The organism is Roseinatronobacter bogoriensis DSM 18756 (assembly GCF_004366635.1).
Lineage (GTDB): Bacteria > Pseudomonadota > Alphaproteobacteria > Rhodobacterales > Rhodobacteraceae > Roseinatronobacter > Roseinatronobacter bogoriensis.
Genome location: NZ_SORN01000002.1, coordinates 296255 through 319464, shown reverse-complemented (window position 1 = coordinate 319464; position 23210 = coordinate 296255). Strand labels below are relative to the sequence as shown.

23 protein-coding genes are annotated in these 23210 nt (G+C 59.2%); 15 read left to right on the top strand and 8 right to left on the bottom strand.

Annotation, left to right across the window (positions count from 1 at the left end):
* The first annotated feature begins 1 nt into the window (after position 1).
* Together rpsB and tsf are read left to right on the top strand one after the other, a co-directional pair.
* Entirely contained in the window at positions 2 to 781 is a 780-nt protein-coding gene (gene rpsB / locus EV660_RS06235; protein ID WP_071480862.1) for a 30S ribosomal protein S2, read from the top strand.
* Positions 782 to 864: 83 nt separating this feature from the next.
* Positions 865 to 1758 carry a translation elongation factor Ts gene (gene tsf, locus EV660_RS06230; RefSeq protein WP_071480861.1) on the top strand — a complete coding sequence of 298 codons (894 nt, stop codon included), beginning with the start codon at positions 865 to 867 and terminating at the stop codon, positions 1756 to 1758.
* A gap of 404 nt (positions 1759 to 2162) precedes the next feature.
* Here the strand turns inward: tsf and EV660_RS06225 are convergent, their stop codons facing one another.
* The 8 genes from EV660_RS06225 to EV660_RS06190 form a co-directional block, all read right to left on the bottom strand.
* The gene (locus EV660_RS06225; RefSeq protein WP_071480860.1) at positions 2163 to 3923 is read right to left on the bottom strand and encodes a SulP family inorganic anion transporter; all 1761 of its coding nucleotides are present in this window, start codon (positions 3921 to 3923) and stop codon (positions 2163 to 2165) included.
* Positions 3924 to 4151: 228 nt separating this feature from the next.
* Entirely contained in the window at positions 4152 to 5600 is a 1449-nt protein-coding gene (gene guaB / locus EV660_RS06220) for an IMP dehydrogenase (RefSeq protein WP_071480859.1), read from the bottom strand.
* A 71-nt stretch (positions 5601 to 5671) separates the two neighbouring features.
* Positions 5672 to 6646 carry a TDT family transporter gene (locus EV660_RS06215; protein ID WP_071480858.1) on the bottom strand — a complete coding sequence of 325 codons (975 nt, stop codon included), beginning with the start codon at positions 6644 to 6646 and terminating at the stop codon, positions 5672 to 5674.
* A 7-nt stretch (positions 6647 to 6653) separates the two neighbouring features.
* Positions 6654 to 7313, bottom strand: a complete 660-nt coding sequence (gene gph / locus EV660_RS06210; RefSeq protein WP_071480857.1) for a phosphoglycolate phosphatase — start codon at positions 7311 to 7313, stop codon at positions 6654 to 6656.
* On the bottom strand, positions 7310 to 8008 hold the full coding sequence (rpe, locus tag EV660_RS06205) for a ribulose-phosphate 3-epimerase (protein WP_071480856.1): 699 nt from the start codon (positions 8006 to 8008) through the stop codon (positions 7310 to 7312). Before rpe ends, gph begins: the two co-directional genes overlap by 4 nt.
* A 138-nt stretch (positions 8009 to 8146) precedes the next feature.
* A complete protein-coding gene (gene lipA / locus EV660_RS06200) occupies positions 8147 to 9097 on the bottom strand; it encodes a lipoyl synthase (protein ID WP_071482139.1) in 951 nt (316 codons plus the stop codon).
* A gap of 129 nt (positions 9098 to 9226) precedes the next feature.
* Positions 9227 to 10162, bottom strand: a complete 936-nt coding sequence (locus tag EV660_RS06195; RefSeq protein ID WP_071480855.1) for a hydrogen peroxide-inducible genes activator — start codon at positions 10160 to 10162, stop codon at positions 9227 to 9229.
* A 40-nt stretch (positions 10163 to 10202) separates the two neighbouring features.
* Positions 10203 to 11141, bottom strand: a complete 939-nt coding sequence (locus EV660_RS06190) for a nucleoside hydrolase (protein ID WP_071482138.1) — start codon at positions 11139 to 11141, stop codon at positions 10203 to 10205.
* Positions 11142 to 11276: 135 nt separating this feature from the next.
* Here EV660_RS06190 and EV660_RS06185 point away from each other — a divergent pair, with 135 nt between their 5' ends.
* From EV660_RS06185 to EV660_RS06130, 13 genes are all read left to right on the top strand, one after another.
* On the top strand, positions 11277 to 12440 hold the full coding sequence (locus tag EV660_RS06185) for an isovaleryl-CoA dehydrogenase (RefSeq protein WP_071480854.1): 1164 nt from the start codon (positions 11277 to 11279) through the stop codon (positions 12438 to 12440).
* Positions 12437 to 12937, top strand: coding sequence for a lysozyme inhibitor LprI family protein (locus tag EV660_RS06180; RefSeq protein WP_071480853.1), 501 nt, complete (start codon positions 12437 to 12439; stop codon positions 12935 to 12937). The genes EV660_RS06185 and EV660_RS06180 overlap by 4 nt, the downstream gene beginning before the upstream one ends.
* 11 nt (positions 12938 to 12948) lie before the next feature.
* On the top strand, positions 12949 to 14553 hold the full coding sequence (locus EV660_RS06175) for a carboxyl transferase domain-containing protein (protein ID WP_071480852.1): 1605 nt from the start codon (positions 12949 to 12951) through the stop codon (positions 14551 to 14553).
* A gap of 130 nt (positions 14554 to 14683) precedes the next feature.
* Entirely contained in the window at positions 14684 to 16615 is a 1932-nt protein-coding gene (locus tag EV660_RS06170; protein WP_071480851.1) for an acetyl-CoA carboxylase biotin carboxylase subunit, read from the top strand.
* 79 nt (positions 16616 to 16694) lie between these two features.
* Positions 16695 to 17336, top strand: a complete 642-nt coding sequence (locus EV660_RS06165) for a glutathione S-transferase family protein (protein WP_071480850.1) — start codon at positions 16695 to 16697, stop codon at positions 17334 to 17336.
* On the top strand, positions 17333 to 18190 hold the full coding sequence (locus tag EV660_RS06160) for a hydroxymethylglutaryl-CoA lyase (protein WP_071480849.1): 858 nt from the start codon (positions 17333 to 17335) through the stop codon (positions 18188 to 18190). Before EV660_RS06165 ends, EV660_RS06160 begins: the two co-directional genes overlap by 4 nt.
* Positions 18190 to 18972 (top strand): crotonase/enoyl-CoA hydratase family protein, encoded by a 783-nt coding sequence (locus EV660_RS06155; protein WP_071480848.1) that lies wholly within the window; start codon positions 18190 to 18192, stop codon positions 18970 to 18972. Before EV660_RS06160 ends, EV660_RS06155 begins: the two co-directional genes overlap by 1 nt.
* 232 nt (positions 18973 to 19204) lie before the next feature.
* Positions 19205 to 19573, top strand: a complete 369-nt coding sequence (locus tag EV660_RS06150) for an NADH-quinone oxidoreductase subunit A (RefSeq protein WP_221232249.1) — start codon at positions 19205 to 19207, stop codon at positions 19571 to 19573.
* The gene (locus EV660_RS06145) at positions 19564 to 20097 is read left to right on the top strand and encodes a NuoB/complex I 20 kDa subunit family protein (RefSeq protein ID WP_184409747.1); all 534 of its coding nucleotides are present in this window, start codon (positions 19564 to 19566) and stop codon (positions 20095 to 20097) included. The genes EV660_RS06150 and EV660_RS06145 overlap by 10 nt, the downstream gene beginning before the upstream one ends.
* A gap of 12 nt (positions 20098 to 20109) precedes the next feature.
* The gene (locus EV660_RS06140; RefSeq protein ID WP_071480847.1) at positions 20110 to 20718 is read left to right on the top strand and encodes an NADH-quinone oxidoreductase subunit C; all 609 of its coding nucleotides are present in this window, start codon (positions 20110 to 20112) and stop codon (positions 20716 to 20718) included.
* Positions 20715 to 20840, top strand: coding sequence for a hypothetical protein (locus EV660_RS19005; RefSeq protein WP_260162096.1), 126 nt, complete (start codon positions 20715 to 20717; stop codon positions 20838 to 20840). The genes EV660_RS06140 and EV660_RS19005 overlap by 4 nt, the downstream gene beginning before the upstream one ends.
* Positions 20837 to 22060 carry an NADH-quinone oxidoreductase subunit D gene (locus EV660_RS06135; protein ID WP_084634904.1) on the top strand — a complete coding sequence of 408 codons (1224 nt, stop codon included), beginning with the start codon at positions 20837 to 20839 and terminating at the stop codon, positions 22058 to 22060. The genes EV660_RS19005 and EV660_RS06135 overlap by 4 nt, the downstream gene beginning before the upstream one ends.
* Positions 22060 to 23193: an NADH-quinone oxidoreductase subunit E gene (locus EV660_RS06130; RefSeq protein ID WP_071480845.1), complete on the top strand. Its 1134-nt coding sequence runs from the start codon at positions 22060 to 22062 to the stop codon at positions 23191 to 23193. Before EV660_RS06135 ends, EV660_RS06130 begins: the two co-directional genes overlap by 1 nt.
* The last annotated feature ends 17 nt before the right edge of the window (positions 23194 to 23210 follow it).

Below are 23210 nucleotides of genomic sequence, written 5' to 3'. Positions count from 1 at the left end.
TATGGCGCTTCCTGAATTCACGTTGCGTCAGCTTTTGGAAGCTGGCGTTCACTTCGGCCACCAGACACAACGCTGGAACCCGCGCATGGCCCCGTATATCTACGGCGAGCGCAATGGCATTCACATCCTCGACCTGACACAGACGCTGCCGATGCTGGACGCAGCGCTGAATGTCATTCGCGAAACTGTTGCCAAGGGCGGCAGCATCCTGTTTGTTGGCACCAAGCGCCAAGCGGCCAAGTCGATTGCAGATGCAGCCGAGCGTTCGGCGCAGTTTTACATGAATCACCGCTGGCTGGGCGGCACGCTGACCAACTGGAAGACAGTGTCACAGTCGATCCAGCGCCTGAAGGCGATTGACGAGCAGCTGGAAAGCGGCGCAGAGGGCCTGACCAAGAAAGAGCGTCTTGGCATGGAGCGCGAGCAGGCAAAACTGCAAGCTTCGCTTGGTGGTATCCGCGACATGGGCGGCCTTCCCAGCCTGATCTTCGTGATCGACGTCAACAAGGAAGATCTGGCCATTCTGGAAGCCAAGAAGCTGGGCATTCCGGTTGTTGCTGTGGTTGACACCAATTGCCCGCCCGAGGGTGTGGATTACATCATCCCCGGCAATGACGACGCGGCACGCGCGATTGCGCTATATTGCGATCTGGCGGCGCGTGCGGCCCTTGATGGGATGAGCGCACAGATGGGTGCAGCAGGCATCGACCTTGGCGCTTTGGAAGAAACTCCGGTCGAGGAAGTTCTGGCCGAAGCTGGCGTCGAGTCGACTGAAGCGTAACGTTTCGGGCACATGACATGAATTTGTGACAGGCGCGTGTTTTATCGCCCTGTCACACTGCATTTCTTCAGGAGAATAGACCCATGACAATCACCGCTGCAATGGTGAAGGAACTGCGCGAAGCAACTGGCGCAGGCATGATGGACGCCAAAAAGGCGCTGACAGAAAACAATGGCGATATGGACGCAGCACTTGACTGGCTGCGCACCAAAGGTCTGGCCAAAGCTGCCAAGAAAGCTGACCGCGTGGCTGCCGAAGGTCTGGTCGGTGTGAGTGTTGACGGCGGCAAGGGTGTCGCGGTCGAGATCAACTCAGAGACCGACTTTGTTGCCAAGAATGCCGAATTTCAGGGCATGGTTTCGCAAATCACCACAGCCGCGCTTGGCGTGTCGAATGTGGATGAGTTGAAAGCCGCGACTGTTGGCGGCAAGCCGGTCGAAACTGTTGTGACCGAAGCGATTGCCAAGATCGGCGAGAACCTGACCCTGCGCCGCATGGAAATGATCGAGGGTGACGCAGTTGCCGCTTATGTACACAACTCTGCCGCAGACGGCATGGGCAAGATCGGTGTTCTGGTCGCACTGAAAGGTGCCGATAACGGCATTGGAAAGCAGATCGCCATGCATATCGCGGCGACAAGCCCGCTTGCGCTGAATGAAGACGCACTTGACCCCACATTGGTCGAGCGCGAGCGCACGGTTCAGACGCAAAAGGCGCTGGAAGAAAACGCCACCGCAGACAAGCCAAAGCCCGAAGCCGTGATTCAGAACAACATCATCCCTGGCCGGATGAAGAAGTTCCTCGAAGAAAACACGCTGGTGAACCAGAAGTTTGTCATGAACCCAGATATCACTGTTGCTCAGGCGGCAAAGGATGCGGGCGTCGAGATTCTCGGCTACATCCGCATGGGTGTCGGCGAAGGGATCGAGAAGAAAGAAGAGAACTTTGCCGAAGAAGTGGCGAAGATGAACAGCTAAGGTTTCTTACCTTGGAAACAGGAACGGCGCCCACCTCGGGCGCCGTTTTTGTTTGTTAAGCATAGGGCGATGAGGGAGTTTGCCGGGTATGTCCGCAATGCGGAAATTTGCGGACATAGCCAAGCAGGGTACAAAGCCGCGTAGCGTCGGGGCGCGGTGCGGCGTTCCTCCCCTCAATCTGTAGCGCTTTATTCTGGCCAAGCACCTGAAAGATGAGATCCTTGCGCTGGCGTCAGCCCAATCGCCGTGCCGTGCGGGCGGCCCGGCGATGCGCGGCGGCCTTCGGCCTTGATTCCGCGCTTGGTGCGTTCGTCCATCGTCCCCAAAGCCCTCAAAACACAATCCTCATCGTTTCTCTCTCTCAAGGACCCAAAACAGAACCTCAGGACTAAAGCTCAAACCTGTCACACTCTGTCCAGCTGCGTCTCGCATCGCTCTGACGTGACGCAATCGCGCGTCACATCGGGAGAAAGCGCCAGCATGGCGTCATATTGTGTCAAAAACACCGCGCCGGTCAGTTCATGCAGCAGGTGACTTTTCTCAAGCTGGTCCATCACAGGGCCCTTGACCTCGGACAGGTGAAACTGTGCGCCTGCTGCATTCAGTCGTTCATTGATCGCTTCAAGGCTTTCAAGGGCGGAAGCATCGATGTAATTCACCGCCGTACATTGCAAGACCACATGGCGCAGGTCCGGTGTATCGGCCAGCGCCTGCACGATCCTGTCTTCCAGCGCGCGGGCATTGGGGAAGTAGAGAGATTCATCGACACGAATGGAAAAGATGGTCGGGTCGGTCACCACAGCGTGCCGGTTCACATTGCGGAAATGCTCGGTGCCCGGAACCTGTCCGACCACCGCCATGTGCGGGCGCGAGGTGCGGTAGAGATACAGCAGCAGCGACAAGCCGACCCCGGCCAGAAGCCCTTGTTCCACGCCGACAAGCAGCGTTACCGCCATCGTTGCCGCCATGGAGGCACCATCCGCGCGTGAATAGCGCCAGGTCCGGGGCAGGGCGCGGAAATCCAGAAGCGAGAACACCGCCACAATGATGATCGCTGCCAATGTCGCGCGGGGCAGATAGAACATGAGCGGCGTAAGGACCAGCACCGCCACCCCGATCATGAGCGCAGTAATGGCCCCTGCGGCAGGTGTGGACGCGCCCGCGTCATGATTGACGATCGAGCGCGACAACCCGCCGGTCACGGGCATCGCATTGCTCGCACCGGCCCCCAGATTGGCCAGCCCCAAGGCAACCAATTCCCGGTCAGGGTCGATGAATTGACGTTTCTTTGCAGCCAAGGTCTGCGCAATCGAGATGGATTCGACATAGCCTACAATTGCAATCATCGCAGCCGGGGCAAGAAGCAGGTGGATAAGCTCGACCTCGAAGGCGGGCAGCCCAAACTCTGGCAGACCGCGCGGAATATCACCGACCGAGGCCACCCCCATCTGGTCCAGCCCGAAAGCCCAGACAGCCAGTGTTGACGCAACCACCGCAATCAACAGGCCGGTTTTGCCCAGAAGCTTCGCCAAAGGTGCAGACACGCCCATCCGCCCCAGCAGCCGCGCCAGTCCGGCGCGCGACCAGAACAGAAAGGCAAGCGTTACAACGGATAATGCAAGGGTGATGGGGGACAGCCCGCTAAAATTACTGAGAAGCGAGGGGATCACTTCTGGCAAGGTCTTGCCGCTGATGTCGGCGCCCAACAAATGGCGCAACTGGCTGGATGCAATCAAAATCCCCGCCGCCGTGATAAAGCCGGAGATGACGGGGTGACTGAGGAAATTTGCCAGAAACCCCAATTTGAAAAGCCCGAGAACCAGCATCATCATCCCCGAAATCAGCGCGATCCACAGCGCTGCAAGGTGATATTCCGACCCGCCAATCTCTGCAACCGTGCCCGCGGCGGCTGCGGTCATCAGCGCCACAACGGCCACGGGGCCAACGGCGAGCGAATTCGAGGTACCAAAGGCCGCATAGAGCAGCAAAGGCAGCATTGCGCCATACAGGCCAGCTTGAGGCGGAAGCCCGGCCAGCATGGCATAGGCCATGCCTTGTGGCACCAACATGATGGTCACAACAGCGGCCGCAATCATGTCATTGAGCATATTCGCCCGATTGTAGTTGCGTGCCCATGACATGAAAGGCAGAAAACGGCTAAGCATATTGTGGAACCTGACATCGTTGCGTGGGTGGGAAAAGCTGCTGAAAGCAACTCAACACGATATGTCGGCTATATATGCGGTCGAAAATATATATTGCAAGTATTGAATGTGTTTGCGGGCAAAAGGCGCAGCAGGTCGACGTAATCTGCGCAAACGCGCTGCGCGCGTTCAGCATCACAGCAGGCTGGTTGCGCCAATAGCCCCCAAGCCTGCTGTCTTCAAACAAGATTAGCCGATCCGGTAGTTCGGGCTTTCGCGCGTGATCTGCACATCATGCACATGGCTTTCTTTCAGTCCGGCATTTGTGATCCGCACGAATTTGCAATTGCCGCGCATCTCGGCCACGGTTGCATTGCCAGTATAGCCCATTGCAGCGCGCAAACCGCCCACAAGCTGATGGATCACGGCCCCGGCTGCGCCCTTGTAGGGGACTTGCCCTTCAATCCCTTCTGGCACCAGCTTGTCGCTGGCCGCATCCTTCTGGAAATATCGATCGGCTGAGCCGCGCGCCATCGCGCCAAGGCTGCCCATGCCGCGATAACTCTTGAAGCTGCGACCCTGATACAGGATCACTTCGCCCGGCGCCTCATCCGTGCCAGCAATGGCAGAGCCGACCATGGCACAAGACGCACCCGCCGCGATGGCCTTGGCGAAATCACCAGACATCTTGATGCCGCCATCGGCGATGACGGGAATATCACCTGCCGCTTGGGCACAATCCATGATCGCGGTCAATTGCGGCACGCCTACCCCCGCTACAACCCGCGTGGTGCAGATCGATCCTGGCCCGATCCCGACCTTGACGGCATCTGCGCCCGCATCGATCAGTGCGCGCGTTGCCTCGGCCGTTGCGACATTGCCAGCCACGACCTGAACAGTGTTTGACTGCGCCTTGATCCGCTCGACCGCGATGGCGACCCCTTCGGAATGGCCATGCGCCGTATCAATCACCACCAGATCAACCCCTGCATCAATCAGCGCCATTGACCGCTCGAACCCCGCATCCCCAACGGTGGACGCGGCCGCAACGCGCAGGCGGCCCAGTTCATCCTTGCACGCGGTCGGGTTCAGTACCGCACGGTCAATGTCACGCAGGGTCAGCAGGCCGGTCAGACGACCCTCGCTATCGGTAACCAGCAATTTCTCGATCCGGCGCGCCTGCATCAGGCTGCGCGCTTCATCCCGGTCCGCCGGTTCGCGCAGGATCGCCAGATTATCTGAACTCATCATAACCTTGACTGGGGTGCTATCTTCACTGGCAAAGCGCATGTCGCGATTGGTAACAATGCCCAGCACGCGCCCCTTGTCATCGACAACAGGAAACCCGGTCACATTGTAGCGCGCCTGCAATTCCTTGGCATCGCGCAGCGTCTGGTCGGGGGTCAGTGTGATCGGGTTATAGACAATGCCAGATTCAAAGCGTTTGACGCGCCGGACATCCTGTGCCTGCGCCTCGATGTCCAAATTGCGGTGGATCACCCCCATACCGCCCGATTGCGCCATGGCAATGGCCATGCGCGCCTCGGTCACTGTGTCCATTGCCGAGGACAGAAGTGGAATATTCAACCGGATGGTTTTCGTGACAAAAGTCGATGTGTCCGCCTGTGTCGGCAATACGCTCGATGCGGCTGGCACCAACAGCACATCATCAAAGGTCAACGCCTCACGAATCTCCATGACCGGTCTCCTTTTGGGTGGATCGTTTGGCAGGTTCCTTTTTCACGTCTGCACGGAAATGAAAACCCCTCTCACGCCTCTGCGGCATTGGTTTTGGCCGCAAGCATGCCCCCGGGCCAGAGCTTGAGGATACGATAAGATATCCAGAAAATTAAAGGCGTGGCGCAGCCCAGAATCACCAGCCCAAACCCGCCCATCAGCCCCTGTCCTTGTGACACGGATAAAAGCGCTGTCGCAAAAGCCGCGACCGGAAAGGTGAATGCCCCCCAGAATGGCGTGAACCCGGATTCTGTCAGCCACCGCACCGACACCAGAAGTGCGGCAGCGATGGCGGCGGCCAGCGCGCAGAAGGCATAGGCAACGGTTTCAAGCCCGGCACCCTGTGCCACAATTGCAAACAGGCTGGCAGGGGCCAGATGGATAGTCAACAAGGGCCGCATCGGCGCAGGCGGAACGCGCTGCACCAGCTGGCGCGCGCTGATCCCCCAGATAATGCCCGCAGGCAGCAGCATCGCCCAAAGCAGCCATTTCGCCACATCGTGATAGCCCAGCGCATTCGCGGCAACACCGCCAATAATGAAGCCCACGAAACTCAGATGAAACACCGGCGTGACCACGCGCGCCTCCGCCGGGGCTGTGCGTAGCACAAGGATCAGCACCGCAACCAAAGCCAGATGAAGGACAAAGGCAAGACCGGCAATCAGCGTTGCCAGTGAAGGCGCAACAGGGGCAAGACTTGCCGCCATTAGCATCAGCGACAGGCTGGCAGCGGCCAGCCCGGCCCGTCCGGGCAGAATGGCCATCTCTTCGATCAGGACAGAAGGCCTGCGCAGCGGTTTGGCCAGATAGGCCACAAACGCAAACACGAACAGCAATGTGACCGCGCCGAGTATTATATCCCCGATCACAGAACCGGTCGCGCGCCACCCAAGACCCAGCCCGAACAAGCCGAAAATGGGTGGAAACAGCGCCGGCGGGGTGCGCCGTCCAAAGCCGGGCGCGGGTATTTTCAGCGGCGGGGGCAGGGGGCGTCGCGTTCGGGTCATGTGATGCTCAATTCAACTGGGCCAGCCGGTCAGACAAGTGCCGGTAATCGTTGAACAGGAAATTATGAAATAGCGCCTCTGGGGCTGCCTTGCGATAACCTTCGGTATAAAGCCCAAACCGCGCGCCCGCACGTTGCGCGGTCTCGGAGTCGGTTTCGCTGTCGCCGATATAGGCGATTTCTGGTAATCTCAGCCCCATGCGTCCAACCACTTCCAACAAGGGCGCAGGGTCCGGTTTGGACACGGGCAGACTATCCCCGCCGATGACTGCTTCAAAAAAATCTGCCCAATGCAAATGCTTTAGCACGGCCGCAGTCGGGGCGAAGGGCTTGTTTGTGCACAGCCCCAGCCGAACCCCGTCGCTGCGCAAACGCTCAAGCGCCTCTGCGACATATGGGTAGATGCGCGTATTCTCATGTGCGCGCTCATAGAAATGCAGGAATCGGGTGTGAAGATGGTCCGTGCGTGTGGGGTCATTGACCCCGGCGACAGCAAGCTCCATCCGCTCCACAAACACACGCGCGCCGCGCCCGATGAAGCCGCGCGATTGCTCGAAGCTGACCAACGGCAAACCTTCTTCCGTCAACACTGCGTTGGCTGCCTGCCAGATGTCGGGGGCTGAGTCGATCAGCGTTCCATCCAGATCGAAAACGACCGCGCGGATCACACTTCCACCCCAAGCGCCGCCTGGGCTGCGGATCGGATCGCACGGATATTCGCGCCATATGGGGCCGGATTATCGACCGAGCCGCCCTTGAACACGGCCGATCCCGCGACCAGCACATCTGCGCCCGCGCGTGCCATCAGGGGCGCTGTTTCAGGTGTCATGCCACCATCAATCTCGATATGGATGGGCCGCGCCCCGATCAGGGCGCGCAGGCGTTTGACCTTATCGCTCATATCAATGAATCTCTGTCCGCCAAAACCGGGGTTTACGGTCATCACGCAAACCAGATCAATCATGTCCAGCAGGTTTTCCAACCCGTCCAGCCCTGTGCCAGGGTTGATCGCCAACCCGGCTTTTGCCCCGCTGACCCGGATCGCCTGCAATGTGCGGTGAATATGCGGACCGGCCTCGATATGCGCCGAGATGATATCAGCGCCTGCCTTTGCAAACCCCTCGATATACGTGTCCACCGGAGCAATCATCAGGTGCACATCCATCACGCCCCTGATATGGGGCCGGATCGCCGCACAGGTTGCTGGACCAAAGGTGATGTTGGGGACGAAATGCCCGTCCATCACATCGACATGGACCCAATCTGCGCCCTGATCCTCGACTGCGCGGCATTCCGCGCCGAAATTGGCGAAATCGGCTGCCAGAATGGATGGGGCAATCTTGATTGCGCGTGAAAAGCTCATGAAGCACACTCCTGAATCGGCTTTTGCAGTCTCTTAGCGGCCTCGACGGTGAAATGCACGCCTCGCATTATGGGGCTGTGCCATCATTTTCTTGCGTCAAATACTCCCGCCGCTGAGCAGCGCACGCCGCAGCCTGCATCATGCACCTGCCGCCTGAGCAAGGCGAGCGGCACGCAACCGCGCGAAGTCATCGCCCGCGTGGTAGCTTGAGCGTGTCAGCGGGGTGGCTGAAACCATCATGAACCCTTTGCCCCATGCCGCTTTCTCATAAGCCTTGAACTCGTCAGGTGTGACAAAACGGTCCACGCGGTGGTGGCGCGGCGTGGGTTGCAGATACTGGCCGATGGTAATGAAATCCACATCAGCCGCGCGCATGTCATCCATCACTTGTTGCACGCCTTGCCGGTCCTCGCCCAGCCCGACCATGATGCCTGATTTGGTGAACATCGTCGGGTCCAGTTCCTTGACCCGTTGCAGCAGGCGCAGGCTGTGGAAATAGCGCGCACCGGGGCGCACTTCGGGATAAAGGCCCGGCACGGTTTCCAGATTATGGTTGAACACATCGGGCTTGGCCGCGACGACGGCTTCCAGAACCGAAGGCGCACATTTCAGAAAGTCAGGCGTCAGGATCTCGATCGTGGTGTCGGGGCTGCGATGGCGCACAGCGCGGATGGTCTGGGCAAAATGTTCGGCCCCGCCATCGTCCAGATCATCGCGGTCCACTGAGGTAATCACCACATGTTTCAGCCCAAGCTTTTCGACCGCATGGGCCACCCGGCCCGGTTCGAACGCATCCAGATCCTGCGGTTTGCCAGTGGCGACATTGCAAAATGTGCAGCCCCGCGTGCAGATCTCGCCCATGATCATCATGGTGGCGTGGCCTTGCGACCAGCATTCGCCCACATTGGGGCAGCCTGCTTCCTCGCACACCGTTGTCAGCTTGTTCTCGCGCATGATCTTGTGGGTTTCGGCATAGCCCTTGCCGCCGGGTGCCTTGACACGAATCCAGTCGGGTTTCTTCGGCTGCGCCTGCACAGGGCGGCGGGCCTTTTCCGGGTGGCGCTGTTCGGGCAGTTTCAAGTCGCGCAAGGCTTCCCCTCCATTGGATGCTGGCTGAGTGTCACATAGCCCCAGTTGGAATGAAAAACAACGTTGCGCGTAGGTGTCAGCCATGCGGTGCACACATGACCGCCCGCATGCTCATGCACAGATCATGCGCTACAGGGGCGGTGCCACGCTGCGTGCGCGTGCCAGCAAGTCTTGCCCGGCGGCACAGAGATGGTTGTGAAGATCATTGAACCATGCCCCGCCTTCGCTGGCCTGTCTGCGCACAAGTGCAAGCTGGCGCGCGGGTTCGGGGGGCTGAAAACGGCGCAAGCGCAGGTCCGGGGCTGCCGCAGTTTCGGCCGGAAGGGCGATTTCCGGCAGAAAGGTCAGCCCAAAGCCCTGCGCCACCAACCCGCACAGCGTGGCCAGTGACGAGGCGCCCAGGTCAAGCCGCGTCTGGCGGCGGTCCAGACTACAGACTTCAAGCGCCTGATCGGCAAGGCAATGCCCCTCATCCAGCAGCAGCAAATGTTCAGGCCGCAAGGCCATCGGGCGCAGCACTTCCGATGTCGTCCCAAGCGCCGCCAGTCGCGCCTTCGATCCCGCCAGTACAAAACGATCTTCAAATAGTGGCGCGGAAAACAGGTCCGGCGCGCGGGGCGGGTCTGCCAGCACAACCGCATCCAGCCTGCCATCACGCAGCGCCAACAGCAGGTCCGTTGTCTGTGCTTCGCGCAGGCGAAGTTCGCGGGTAATATCGGCCGCGCGCAGTCGCGCCAGTGTGCCGGCCAGCAGATAGGGCGCGACTGTCGGGATCATCCCGACATTCAGCGCGGCCCCCAGATTCTCACGATGGGCTGTCGCCTCCAGTTCCATCGCTTCGGCCAGCACGCGCTCTGCACGCTCCAGCACGGTGCGCCCTTCGCGGGTCAGGCGCACATCGCGCGGCAGCCGTTCCACCAATGTTACGCCAAGAATGGCCTCCAACTCTTTGATCTGCATGGAAAGTGCTGGCTGCGTGACATTGGCAATCTCAGCCGCGCGCCCGAAATTCCGCGCCTCGGCCAGGGCGCGGAAATAGAGCAGTTGTTTAAGCGTGATCTTCATCTTTGTGCCGATGCGGCACCGTGGAATGCCGCTGCCGCTCTCATAACCGGCCCAGACGCTCGATAAGCAGCGCAAAGAACCCGTCCGCATCCAGATCGCCGATGAAACGCGCATTGGCTGGCCGTTTGGTGACGCGCCACCAATCGGCCACGGTCATGCCAAGGGTCAGATCTGATCCCGTCTCGATCTCGACATTGATGTGACGCCCGGAAAACAGATCGGGCTTCAGCAGATAGGCGATGGTGCAGGGATCATGCAGTGGCGCCCCTTCAGAGCCGTATTTTTCCTTGTCGAAGCGTTCAAAGAAATCTGTCCAGCTTGCCACGGCAGGGCCAACGCGCCCTGGAAGTGCGCGAAACGCCTCGACCCGCGCACGGGTGGTCAGCGCCTTGTGGGTTACATCCAGTGGCATCACGGTCAGCGGCGCGCCTACACCGAAAACGATCTTGGCCGCCTCAGGGTCAACATAGATGTTGAATTCGGCTGTCGGGGTGATGTTGCCCACCTCGAAATAAGCCCCGCCCATCAGCACGATTTCCTGAATGCGCGAGATGATATCGGGCGCGCGTTCCATTGCGGTGGCGATATTGGTCAGCGGTCCGATGGGGACCAACGTGACGCTGCCCGACGCTTCGCGGCGCAATGTTTCGATGATAAAATCGACCGAATGTTGATCCTGAAGCGCCATTGTCGGGTCGGGCAAGTCCATCCCGTCCAGCCCGGTTTTTCCATGCACATGTTCGGCAGTGACCAATTGGCGCGCAATCGGGCGGTCACAACCGGCATAGACCTTGATATCGGTGCGCCCCGCCAGTTCACAGACAATCCTTGCATTCTTTGAAGTCAACGGGAGGGGTACATTTCCGGCCACACAGCTTATCCCCAACACATCCAGTTCAGGCGAGGCAAGCGCCAGCAAAATCGCTACGGCATCATCTTGGCCGGGGTCTGTGTCAATTATGATCTTGCGCGCGCTCATGTACACCTCTTCGTTGAATTCGCGCCAGAATGCGCGCAAGTTGAACCAAGCGCAACCGGGGCATCTGATTTCATTTGACGAATGGGGTAGGTCGCGCTTAAGAAATGAACAAGTGTTCATTTATAGGGGGGTGTAATGTTCACGGCATCAATGACATTTGATCTGGGCGAGGATATAAATGCCTTGCGCGACATGGTGCATCGCTGGGCGCAAGTGCGCGTCAAGCCGATGGCCCCAGAGATTGACCGCACCAATGCCTTTCCAAATGATCTGTGGCGCGAGATGGGGGATCTTGGGCTGCTGGGCATTACAGTGCCCGAAGATATGGGCGGCGCTGGCATGGGCTATCTGGCACATGTCATTGCGGTAGAGGAAATCGCCCGGGCCTCTGCTTCGGTGTCGCTGTCTTATGGGGCCCATTCCAACCTTTGTGTGAACCAGATCAAGCTTAATGGCACAGATGACCAACGCGCGCGCTACTTGCCTCGGCTGATTTCAGGTGAACATGTCGGTGCGCTGGCCATGTCAGAGGCGGGTGCCGGGTCTGATGTCGTGGGCATGAAACTGCGCGCCGAGAAGAAGAATGACCGCTTCATTCTGAACGGCACGAAATACTGGATCACCAATGGACCTGATGCTGATGTGCTGGTTGTCTATGCCAAGACCGACCCAGAGGCGGGGTCGAAGGGGATCACCGCGTTTCTGATCGAAAAGTCGATGATCGGATTCTCGACAAGTCCGCATTTCGACAAGCTGGGGATGCGCGGGTCCAACACTGCCGAGCTGGTGTTTCAGGATGTCGAAGTGCCTTTCGAAAATATTCTGGGAGAGGAAGGGCGCGGTGTTCGCGTGCTGATGTCCGGGCTGGATTATGAACGCGTGGTGCTGTCAGGCATCGGCACCGGCATCATGGCGGCCTGCCTTGATGAAATCATGCCCTATTTGCGCGACCGTCACCAGTTCGGCCAGCCGATTGGCAGCTTTCAACTGATGCAGGGCAAGATCGCCGATATGTATACCGCGATGAATTCGGCCCGCGCTTATGTCTATGAGGTCGCCAAAGCCTGCGACCGGGGCGAGGTGACGCGCGCCGATGCTGCGGCCTGCGTGCTCTATGCGTCTGAAGAGGCCATGAAGCAGGCCCATCAGGCCGTACAGGCCATGGGCGGGGCCGGTTTCATGAATGACAGCGCGGTCAGCCGCCTGTTCCGCGATGCCAAGCTGATGGAAATTGGCGCGGGCACGTCCGAGATACGGCGAATGCTGGTGGGACGTGAATTGATGGGGGCCATGCAATGAAGGTGCTGGCAGGGTCAGCCTGCGCCGCTCTGGTGCTGGGGACGATGCCGGTTACAGCACAGGAGATGCGCTTTGATCCCACCCCGCTGGAAACGTGTCTTGCTTCGCTGGAAGACCCTGCCGCATCGTCTGACTGCATTGGACGCGCGGCTTATGGCTGTATGGAACAACCCATGGGCGAGACGACGCCGGGCATGGCGTTCTGCCTTGAAGGCGAGTTTGATCAGTGGGACGTAAAGCTGAACAAAGCCTATCAGACCTTGCGCAGCGAGTATCTTGAACAAGATGCGAACCGCTTGCAGGGTGCGCCCGCGCTGGCTGATGCGCTGCGCGATATGCAGCGCGGCTGGATCGGCTTTCGGGATGCGCGCTGCGGGTTTGAAACGGCACAATGGCATGGCGGCACCGGCTCCAGCCCCGCCTTTCTGGGCTGCATGATGCAGATGACGGCAGAGCAGACGGTATATCTGTGGTCGGTATTCCACGCAGGGCGCTAGGGAGGGGCAGAATGAAACTGACATCAAACGTGCTGACCGGCTCTGACCAGTTCCGCGCCAATCGCGAAGCCCATCTTGCCGCCCTGGCCGAGATTGAGGAAGCGCGAACCCTTGCCCGTATGGGCGGGGGCGAAAAAGCGCGCGACCGTCATGTGTCGCGCGGCAAGATGCTGCCACGTGATCGTGTGGCCAATCTGCTGGACGCGGGCAGCCCTTTTCTGGAAATCGGCAGCACGGCGGCGCATGGGCTTTACGGTGGTGCGGCCCCCTGTGCGGGGGTGATTGCGGGCATTGGCCGCGTCAGCGGGCAGGAATGCATGATTATCTGTAATGATGCCACTGTGAAGGGTGGCACCTATTACCCGATGACGGTCAAGAAACATCTGCGCGCGCAGGAAATTGCGGCCGAAAACCATCTGCCTTGCATTTATCTGGTCGATAGCGGTGGGGCCAACCTGCCCAATCAGGATGAGGTGTTCCCCGACCGCGACCATTTCGGACGCATCTTCTACAATCAGGCGCAAATGTCGGCCAAAGGGATCGCGCAGATTGCGGTTGTGATGGGGTCTTGTACTGCTGGCGGGGCCTATGTGCCTGCGATGTCGGATGTGACCATCATTGTGAAGGATCAGGGCACGATTTTTCTGGCTGGCCCCCCACTGGTCAAGGCCGCCACCGGCGAGGTTGTCACTGCCGAAGATCTGGGTGGGGGCGACGTGCATACCCGCCTCTCGGGTGTGGCCGATTACCTGGCCGAAGATGACGCCCATGCACTGGCACTGGCGCGCCGCGCGGTCAGTCACCTGAACCGCACGAAGCCTGCAACCGTGCAGTGGCAAACCCCCGAAGACCCGGCCTATGACCCGGACGAGATTTTCGGCGTTGTGCCTGCGGATCTGCGCACGCCCTATGACATTCGCGAAGTGATTGCGCGTGTGGTTGATGGCTCGCGCTTTGATGAATTCAAACCCCGCTTTGGCGAGACGCTGGTCACAGGATTTGCCCATGTCATGGGCTGCCCTGTCGGGATTGTCGCCAATAACGGGGTGCTATTTTCCGAAGCGGCGGTGAAGGGTGCGCATTTCATTGAACTGTGCAGCCAGCGCCGCATCCCGCTGGTATTCTTGCAAAATATCACGGGCTTTATGGTGGGGCGCAAATACGAGAATGAAGGCATTGCGCGCCACGGGGCCAAGATGGTGACAGCGGTGGCGACGACATCCGTGCCAAAGATCACCCTGCTGGTCGGCGGGTCGTTTGGTGCGGGGAATTATGGCATGGCGGGGCGTGCCTATAGCCCCCGTTTTCTCTGGACATGGCCGAATTCGCGGATATCGGTCATGGGCGGCGCTCAGGCGGCAGGGGTGCTGGCCACGGTAAAACGCGATGCGCTGGACCGCGCTGGCGAAAGCTGGAGTGCTGAAGACGAAGCCGAATTCAAACGACCGACGATCGAGATGTTCGAAAGACAATCGCATCCGCTCTATGCCTCTGCGCGACTATGGGATGACGGGATCATCGATCCGCGTCAAACCCGCGAGATACTTGCCCTGTCGCTTTCGGCGGCCTTGAATGCGCCCATCGACCAGACCCGCTTCGGCGTTTTCCGCATGTAGATGTCCCCACCCCCCCGGGGCAGACAAATCAGAAAGCACAGAGAGGACAGAGGGTTCATTTTCTTGCTTCAAATACTCCGGGGGGTCCGGGGGGCTGGCCCCCCGGCGCTGACCAAAGGAAATTCGACCCATGTTCGACAAGATTTTGATTGCCAATCGCGGTGAAATTGCCTGCCGCATCATTCGCTCTGCACGCGCGCTTGGGGTAAAAAGCGTAGCAGTGTATTCTCAGGCAGACAAGGCGGCGATGCATGTCGCACTTGCCGATCAGGCGGTGGCGATTGGCGGGCCTGCCCCGCGCGACAGCTATCTGCGCGGGCAGGCAATCATTCAGGCGGCCCTTGATACGGGCGCGCAGGCGATTCATCCGGGTTACGGCTTCTTGTCGGAAAACCCCGAATTTGTCGCGGCGGTAGAGGAAGCTGGTCTGGTCTTTATCGGCCCGTCCCAAAGCGCCATTCGCGCAATGGGCCTGAAGGATGCCGCCAAGGCCCTGATGCAGGATGCGGGCGTGCCTGTGGTGCCGGGCTATCATGGTGCCAATCAGGAACCGGAACATCTTGCAGGGGCTGCCGATGCGATTGGCTATCCGGTTCTGATAAAGGCGGTTGCCGGCGGCGGTGGCAAGGGGATGCGGTTGGTTGAACGCCCGGAAGACTTCGCCCAGGCCCTCAGCAGTGCCAAAAGCGAGGCTGCGACCGCATTTGGAAATGATGCTGTGCTGGTCGAAAAATTCATCCTCAAGCCCCGCCATATCGAGATTCAGATATTTGGCGATGGTGTGGACGCCGTACATCTGTTCGAGCGTGATTGCTCGCTTCAGCGCCGCCATCAGAAAGTGATTGAGGAAGCCCCCGCGCCGGGAATGACAGAGGAAATGCGCGCCGAGATGGGGCAGGCTGCGGTGCGCGCCGCACGGGCGATTGGCTATAAGGGGGCGGGCACGGTCGAATTCATTGTCGATGGTGCGCGCGGTCTGCGCCCTGACGCGTTCTGGTTCATGGAAATGAACACCCGGCTGCAAGTTGAGCATCCCGTGACCGAAGCCATTACCGGGATTGATCTGGTCGAGTGGCAGTTGCGGGTTGCTGCGGGCGAGGGGCTGCCGATGACGCAGGGTGCGCTGTCGATATCGGGCCACGCGTTCGAGGCGCGCCTTTATGCCGAAGATGTGCCTGCAGGATTCCTGCCCGCGACAGGGCATTTGCGGCACTTGCGGTTCAGTGAGGTCGCGCGCAATGACACAGGGGTTCGCAGCGGCGACGAGATCAGCCCCTGGTATGACCCGATGATTGCCAAGGTCATCACGCTTGGCCCGACGCGGGTGGTCGCATTGAAACGTCTGGAAGCGGCATTGGCTGACACGGAAGTTTCAGGAACAGTGACCAATCTCGGCTTTCTGTCGGCCCTGACGCGTCATCCCGGCTTTCGCGCCGGAGATGTGGATACCGGGCTTATCGCGCGCGATCTTGACATGTTGTGCCGTGACGCAAAACCGGAACTGTGGCAAATTGCGGCGGCTGCGGCACTGGCGATAGATCTGCCGTATCTGACCGATCCGCTGACAGGTTTCTCACAGTCCGGGCTGATCTGGCAGTCGGTTGATCTGGAAGATGTGGGCCCGTTGCGCATAGCGGTGACGGGCCCCGGACAAGCGCGCATCAAGCTGGATGACCGCGACATATCGGTGCGTGCACAGGGCGACGCCTTGCGCGTTGAGGGCGCGCCAGGTCTGGTGCGCGGGCTTTGCGCAGAAGGGCGCATTACCTTGTTCGGGGCGACATCCTGTGACTTTGTTTTGCGCGATCCGCTAGAGCGCAAGGCAGGCGCGGAGGCCGCCTCGGCTCTGGTGCTTGCCCCCATGCCTGGTCTTGTCAAGGCGGTATTTGTCGCTGCGGGCGATACGGTTGAGGTCGGCACCCGTCTTGCGATTCTGGAAGCAATGAAAATGGAGCACAGCTTAACGGCTGCGCGCGCAGGCACTATCGCCGAAGTTCTGACACAGCCCGGTGCGCAGGTCGAGGCGGGGACGGCCTTGGTGGTGCTGGAGGATGAGGCATGATTTTGCGCCTATCCTGTTATGTTGCACAATGTTTCAGGCCGGGTCTTGAGTATTTTTGGCAAGAAAATGGGGGCAATCCATGATCCGGCTTTGGCATGTCAGCCAATCGCGTTCTTTTCGGGTGCTTTGGGCGCTGGAGGAGTTGGGCCTTGACTATGAGTTGCGGCGCTGTTCCTTTTTCGACAAGTCCCTGCGCGCGCCCGATCATCTGGCGCGTTCTCCAGCCGGGCGCGTTCCCGCGCTGGAAGTGGATGGGCTTGAGATGTGTGAGAGCGGCGCGATTTTGCTGTATCTCGCGGAAGGGCATGGGCGACAGTTACGTGTGGCAGAAGGGCAGCCAGGTCGGGCACAGTTTTTGCAAGCTTTGCATTATGCAGAAACCCTTGGCGCGCATCTGGCCAATCTGACGCAGCATCATATTGTCCTGCGCGAGGCGTGGATGCGCTCAGACACCGTGATGCGGCTGGAAGCGATGCGACTTGAGGCGGCGTTGCGCGCCGTCGGGCCCGAGTGGGCGGCGGGAGACTTTACCGTGGCAGATATCGCAACGGGTTATGCCGTCTGGATTGCGCAGCGCTTCGTCATATTGCCGCCGGGGGCGGCTGCCTATCTGGAAAACTGTCAGGCAAGGCCCGCCTTTCAGCGCGCTCTTGCACGCGATGGGGTTGCCGAAATCTACACGCGTCCGTTCTATCCGCAGCCCGAGAAGGAAGACAGATGAACGAGGTCGAGATATTCGAGGTCGGGCCACGGGATGGATTGCAGAATGAAAAGCGCCTGATCCCGACCGAGGAGAAGGTGGCGCTTGTCGATTGCCTGAGCCATGCCGGTTTTCGCCGGATCGAGATTGCAAGTTTTGTCAGCCCCAAATGGGTGCCACAGATGGCAGATTCAGGTGATGTCTTGCGCCGGATCAAACGCCGGGACGGGGTGCGCTATGCTGCGCTGACGCCAAATCTGATCGGCTTGAATGCTGCCCTTGTCGCGCGCGCGGATGAAGTCGCGATCTTTGCCTCTGCCTCGGAAGGGTTCAGCCGGGCCAATCTGAACTGTTCAATTGCGGACAGCCTGACCCGGTTCGCGCCTGTGATGCAGGCCGCAGGGCAGGCGGGTATCCCGGTACGAGGCTATATTTCCTGTGTGAGCGATTGTCCCTTTGACGGTCCAACGCCCCCTGCGGCAGTGGCGCGTCTTGCCGGGCAGCTCTTGGCGATGGGATGTTACGAGATCAGCCTGGGGGACACGATTGGCAAGGCGGTTCCAGAGCGCATTGACATGATGCTGCGCGCTGTCCTGCAAGAGGTGCCTGCGCGACAACTGGCCGGACACTACCACGATACGGGCGGCATGGCGCTGGCGAATATCGAAGCCTCGCTTGCGCAGGGGGTGCGGGTTTTTGATGCCGCCGTTGGTGGGCTGGGCGGGTGCCCCTATGCGCCTGGCGCATCGGGCAATGTGGCGACCGAGCTTGTTCATGAATGGCTGACCGGAATGGGCTGGCGGACCGGGCTGAACCGCGACGTGCTGGCACAAGCAGCCCGGATGGCCAAAGACATGTGTCGAGGAGAGGGCTGATGTTTCAGACGATTTCGATTTCGACAGATGCGCGTGGGGTCGCGACTCTGACCTTGGCGCGCGCAGAGAAGCATAACGCGCTGGATGCCGTCATGATCGCGGAATTGACACAAGCAGCTGATATTCTGGCACAGGATAAAGACGTGCGCGTGGTGGTTCTGCGCGCGCTCGGCAAGAGTTTCTGCGCAGGCGGGGATCTGGGCTGGATGCAGGACCAGATGCGTGCCGACAGCGCAACACGCGCGGTTGAAGCAGGCAAACTTGCCGCGATGCTGAGCGCGCTTAATCGCTTGCCCAAACCGTTGATCGGCAAGGTGCAGGGGCAAGCATTTGGCGGTGGTGTGGGAATGATGGCGGTCTGTGATGTCGCAATCGGCGTGAAAGATGCGCGATTTGGCCTGACCGAGACACGGCTTGGATTGATCCCCGCAACCATCGGGCCATATGTGCTGGCGCGTATGGGGGAGGCGATGGCGCGGCGCGTGTTCATGTCGGCGCGTATATTCGATGCGACGGAGGCTATGGAACTGGGGCTACTGGCGCGCGCAGTACCGCTTGATGCGCTGGATGGTGCCATAGAGGCCGAGATAGCCCCCTATCTGGACTGCGCACCCGGCGCAGTTGCGCGCGCAAAGCGGCTGGCACAGGATTTGGGGGCGGGTATCGGTGCGGATGCGGTCGAGCATTCGATCAGGGAACTGGTCGCCTGTTGGGAGGGGCCAGAGGCGCGCGAGGGGGTTGCCGCGTTTTTCGAGCGCCGCAAACCGGACTGGGCAGAGTGACCTGACGTGGAATCACATCTTCATGGGCGCTGGGGGCATTTGGCAAATCCAAGCCATTTGTCGCAGGGTTGTCTGCAATATTAATTGATTTTTCCGTATACAAACGTATTCCAAAGCGCGTTTTTCGGCTTGCGTCGCGTCTAGTTCAGTTGACCCTGCTTATTGACGAGAGTAGATGAAGGGCAGCCAATACGCGGCACATTTTGCCACCCGCCGCGCGAAGAAGGAGCCAATGGTGGAAAACCTACTCGCATCCTACCTGCCGATCATGATCTTTTTTGCCATCGCGGTGGCCCTTGGGTTGCTTCTGATGTTATCCGCGATTGTGATTGCGGTGCGCAACCCCGACCCGGAAAAGGTCTCGGCCTATGAATGCGGGTTCAACGCATTTGACGATGCGCGCATGAAATTCGATGTGCGCTTCTATCTGGTGGCAATCCTGTTCATCATTTTCGATCTGGAGATTGCCTTTCTGTTCCCTTGGGGCGTGGCCTTCTCGGATATGTCAATGACGGGTTTCTGGTCGATGATGGTCTTTCTTGGGGTTCTGACCGTAGGCTTTGCCTATGAATGGAAGAAGGGAGCGCTGGAATGGGAGTGATGACCGGAGCGAATACAGCGGGTGCTGACCGCGAGGTTGCGACCCAGACGCTGAACAGAGAGTTGCAGGACAAGGGGTTCTTGCTGACCTCGACCGAAGATATCATCAACTGGGCGCGCAATGGCTCGTTGCACTGGATGACGTTTGGTCTAGCCTGCTGCGCGGTCGAGATGATGCATACCTCCATGCCGCGTTATGATCTGGAGCGTTTTGGCACGGCACCCCGCGCAAGCCCGCGCCAGTCGGACCTGATGATTGTGGCGGGAACCCTGACCAACAAGATGGCGCCGGCCCTGCGCAAGGTTTACGACCAGATGCCAGAGCCGCGCTATGTGATATCGATGGGCTCTTGCGCGAATGGCGGTGGGTACTACCATTACAGCTATTCAGTGGTTCGCGGGTGCGACCGGATCGTACCGGTGGACATTTATGTGCCCGGCTGCCCGCCAACGGCTGAGGCGTTGCTGTATGGGATATTGCAGTTGCAGCGGAAAATTCGCCGCACCGGGACATTGGTCAGGTAAGGGGGCGCGGAGATGTCGGATGCACTGAAAGAACTGGCCGCCATGCTTGAAATGCGCATGGGCGATGCGCTTGTCAGCCATGAAATTGCGAATGAAGAATTGACAATCAGGACGACTGCGCCGCAGCTGGTAAAGCTGGTGCGTCATTTGCAGCAGGATGAAAGCCTGAAATTCTCGACGCTGGTTGACATCACGGCGGTTGACTGGCCCGGGCGGCGCCCGCGTTTCGAGTTGGTGTATCATTTCCTGTCAATGTATCTGAACCACCGCATTCGTGTGAAAGTGCCTGTGGCCGAAGATGAAATTGCCCCGTCATTAACGGCGCTTTATCCATCAGCCAATTGGTTCGAGCGCGAAGTATTTGATATGTTTGGCCTTCTATTCTCTGGCCATCCGGACTTGCGTCGTATCCTGACGGATTACGGGTTTCGTGGCCATCCGTTGCGCAAGGATTTTCCGACAACAGGGTATACCGAAGTCCGGTATGATGACGCACTCAAGCGCGTCGTTTATGAGCCTGTGCAACTGGTGCAGGAATACCGGCAGTTTGATTTCATGTCCCCTTGGGAAGGGGCTGATTACATTCTTCCCGGTGACGAGAAGAAGGAGGCTGCGAAATGACCGCGCTCAAGCGAGGGTTCTGGCTTGCGATCTTTGGCCCGCTTTTGGCATTGCCATTTCTGCGGCGGCGGTTCTGGGACCGCATATCTGATATGCCGCGCAAGACGGAGGGTCAGAAATGATGGACGGCTCCAAGGGGTTTGAAGACGCGCAGACCAGCGAACAGAAGATCCGCAATTTCAACATCAATTTCGGCCCTCAACACCCGGCAGCACACGGTGTTTTGCGCCTTGTGCTGGAACTGGACGGCGAGATTGTGGATCGGTGTGACCCGCATATCGGGCTGTTGCACCGTGGCACTGAAAAGCTGATGGAAAGCCGCACCTATTTGCAGAATCTGCCTTATTTCGACCGGCTGGATTATGTGGCGCCAATGAATCAGGAACATGCCTGGTGCCTGGCGATCGAGCGGTTGACCGGGGTAGAGGTGCCACGCCGCGCCTCGCTGATCCGGGTGTTGTATTCCGAGATCGGGCGCATCCTAAGCCACCTGTTGAACGTGACCACGCAGGCCATGGATGTGGGTGCCTTGACGCCACCGCTTTGGGGGTTTGAGGAACGCGAGAAGTTGATGATCTTTTACGAGCGCGCCTGTGGTGCGCGCCTGCACGCGGCCTATTTCCGGCCCGGTGGCGTGCATCAGGACCTGCCGTCTGACCTGATCGACGATATCGAGGCTTGGACGCATGAATTCCCCAAAATGCTGGATGATATTGACGGGTTGCTGACCGAGAACCGGATTTTCAAGCAGCGCAATGCCGATATCGGGATTATCAGCGAACAGGATATTCTGGATTGGGGCTATTCAGGGGTGATGGTGCGCGGATCGGGCCTTGCATGGGATTTGCGCCGCGCGCAGCCTTATGAATGCTATGACGAATTCGACTTCAAGATCCCGGTGGGCAAGAATGGTGATTGCTATGACCGCTATTTGTGCCGCATGGCCGAGATGCGCGAAAGTGTCAGCATTATGCAGCAAGCCATTGAAAAGTTGCGCGAACCCGAAGGGCAGGGCGATGTTCTGGCGCGGGGCAAGATCACACCGCCACCGCGCGGAGAGATGAAAACCTCGATGGAAGCGCTGATCCATCACTTCAAGCTTTATACAGAAGGGTTCCATGTGCCCGCAGGCGAGGTTTACGCCGCTGTAGAAGCGCCAAAAGGCGAATTCGGCGTTTATCTGGTCGCCGATGGAAGCAACCGGCCTTACCGCGCCAAGATCCGTGCGCCGGGATACATGCATCTGCAAAGCATGGATTACGTTGCCAAAGGGCACCAACTGGCCGATGTGGCCGCCATTATCGGCACAATGGATGTCGTGTTCGGAGAGATTGACCGCTAATGCTGCGCCGCTTGCACCCAGACCAACCCGAAAGCTTTGCCTTCACGCCTGCCAATCAGGCATGGGCCGAAGGGCAGATTGCCAAATACCCCGAAGGCCGTCAGGCTAGCGCGATTATTCCGCTTCTGTGGCGCGCTCAGGAACAGGAGGGGTGGCTGACCCGACCCGCGATCGAGCATATCGCGTCAATGCTGGGTATGGCTTATATCCGGGCGCTGGAAGTGGCGACATTTTACTTCATGTTCCAGCTGCAACCTGTTGGCTCTGTTGCTCATATTCAGATTTGCGGCACAACAAGCTGCATGATTTGTGGCGCTGAAAACCTGATCGAAGTGTGCAAGCAGAAGATTGCACCGCGCGCGCACATGTTGTCGCCCGATGGCAAATTCAGCTGGGAAGAGGTGGAGTGTCTGGGGGCTTGCTCAAACGCGCCCATGGCGCAGATCGGCAAGGATTATTACGAAGATCTGACGGCCGAGGGTTTTGCCAAACTGCTTGACGATATGGCCGCAGGCAAGGTGCCGACACCGGGGCCTCAGAACGGTCGATTTGCTTCCGAACCGTTGGGCGGTGTGACGTCGCTGAAGGAATTTACCGGCGAGTCGCAAAATGGTTCGGTCGCTTTGGCAACGCGGATCGGCGATACGCTCAAGCGGATTGATGGCACCGAAGTGCCTTTGATCACGCCTTGGATTGCCAAGGCGAAAAAGCCTGCCAAGCCCAAGCCTGTCAGCAGTGCTACGGTAAAAAAGAATGAACCGAAGCCCGGTGCAAAGCAGCCGGTCGATGATACGGGCGTCAGCAAGCAAGCGGCCAAGGACAAACCCAAGGCCAAGCCCGAAGCGGTCGCCAAAGGGGCCGCTGAGGCAGAGGCTGAACCCGAGATGCTCAAAAGCCCGCGGGGCGCTGCGGATGACTTGAAGAAGATCAAGGGGGTCGGCCCCAAGCTGGAAGGGGTGCTTAATGAGTTGGGCGTCTGGCATTATTGGCAGATTGCAAGCTGGACACCGGCTGAGATTGCCTGGGTTGATACGCGCTTGAAGTTCAAGGGCCGTATCGAACGTGACGACTGGATCGCACAGGCCAAAACCCTTGCCGAGGGCGGCGAGACAGAATTTTCGAAGCGCACATAGTTGCGCATGAGGATGGG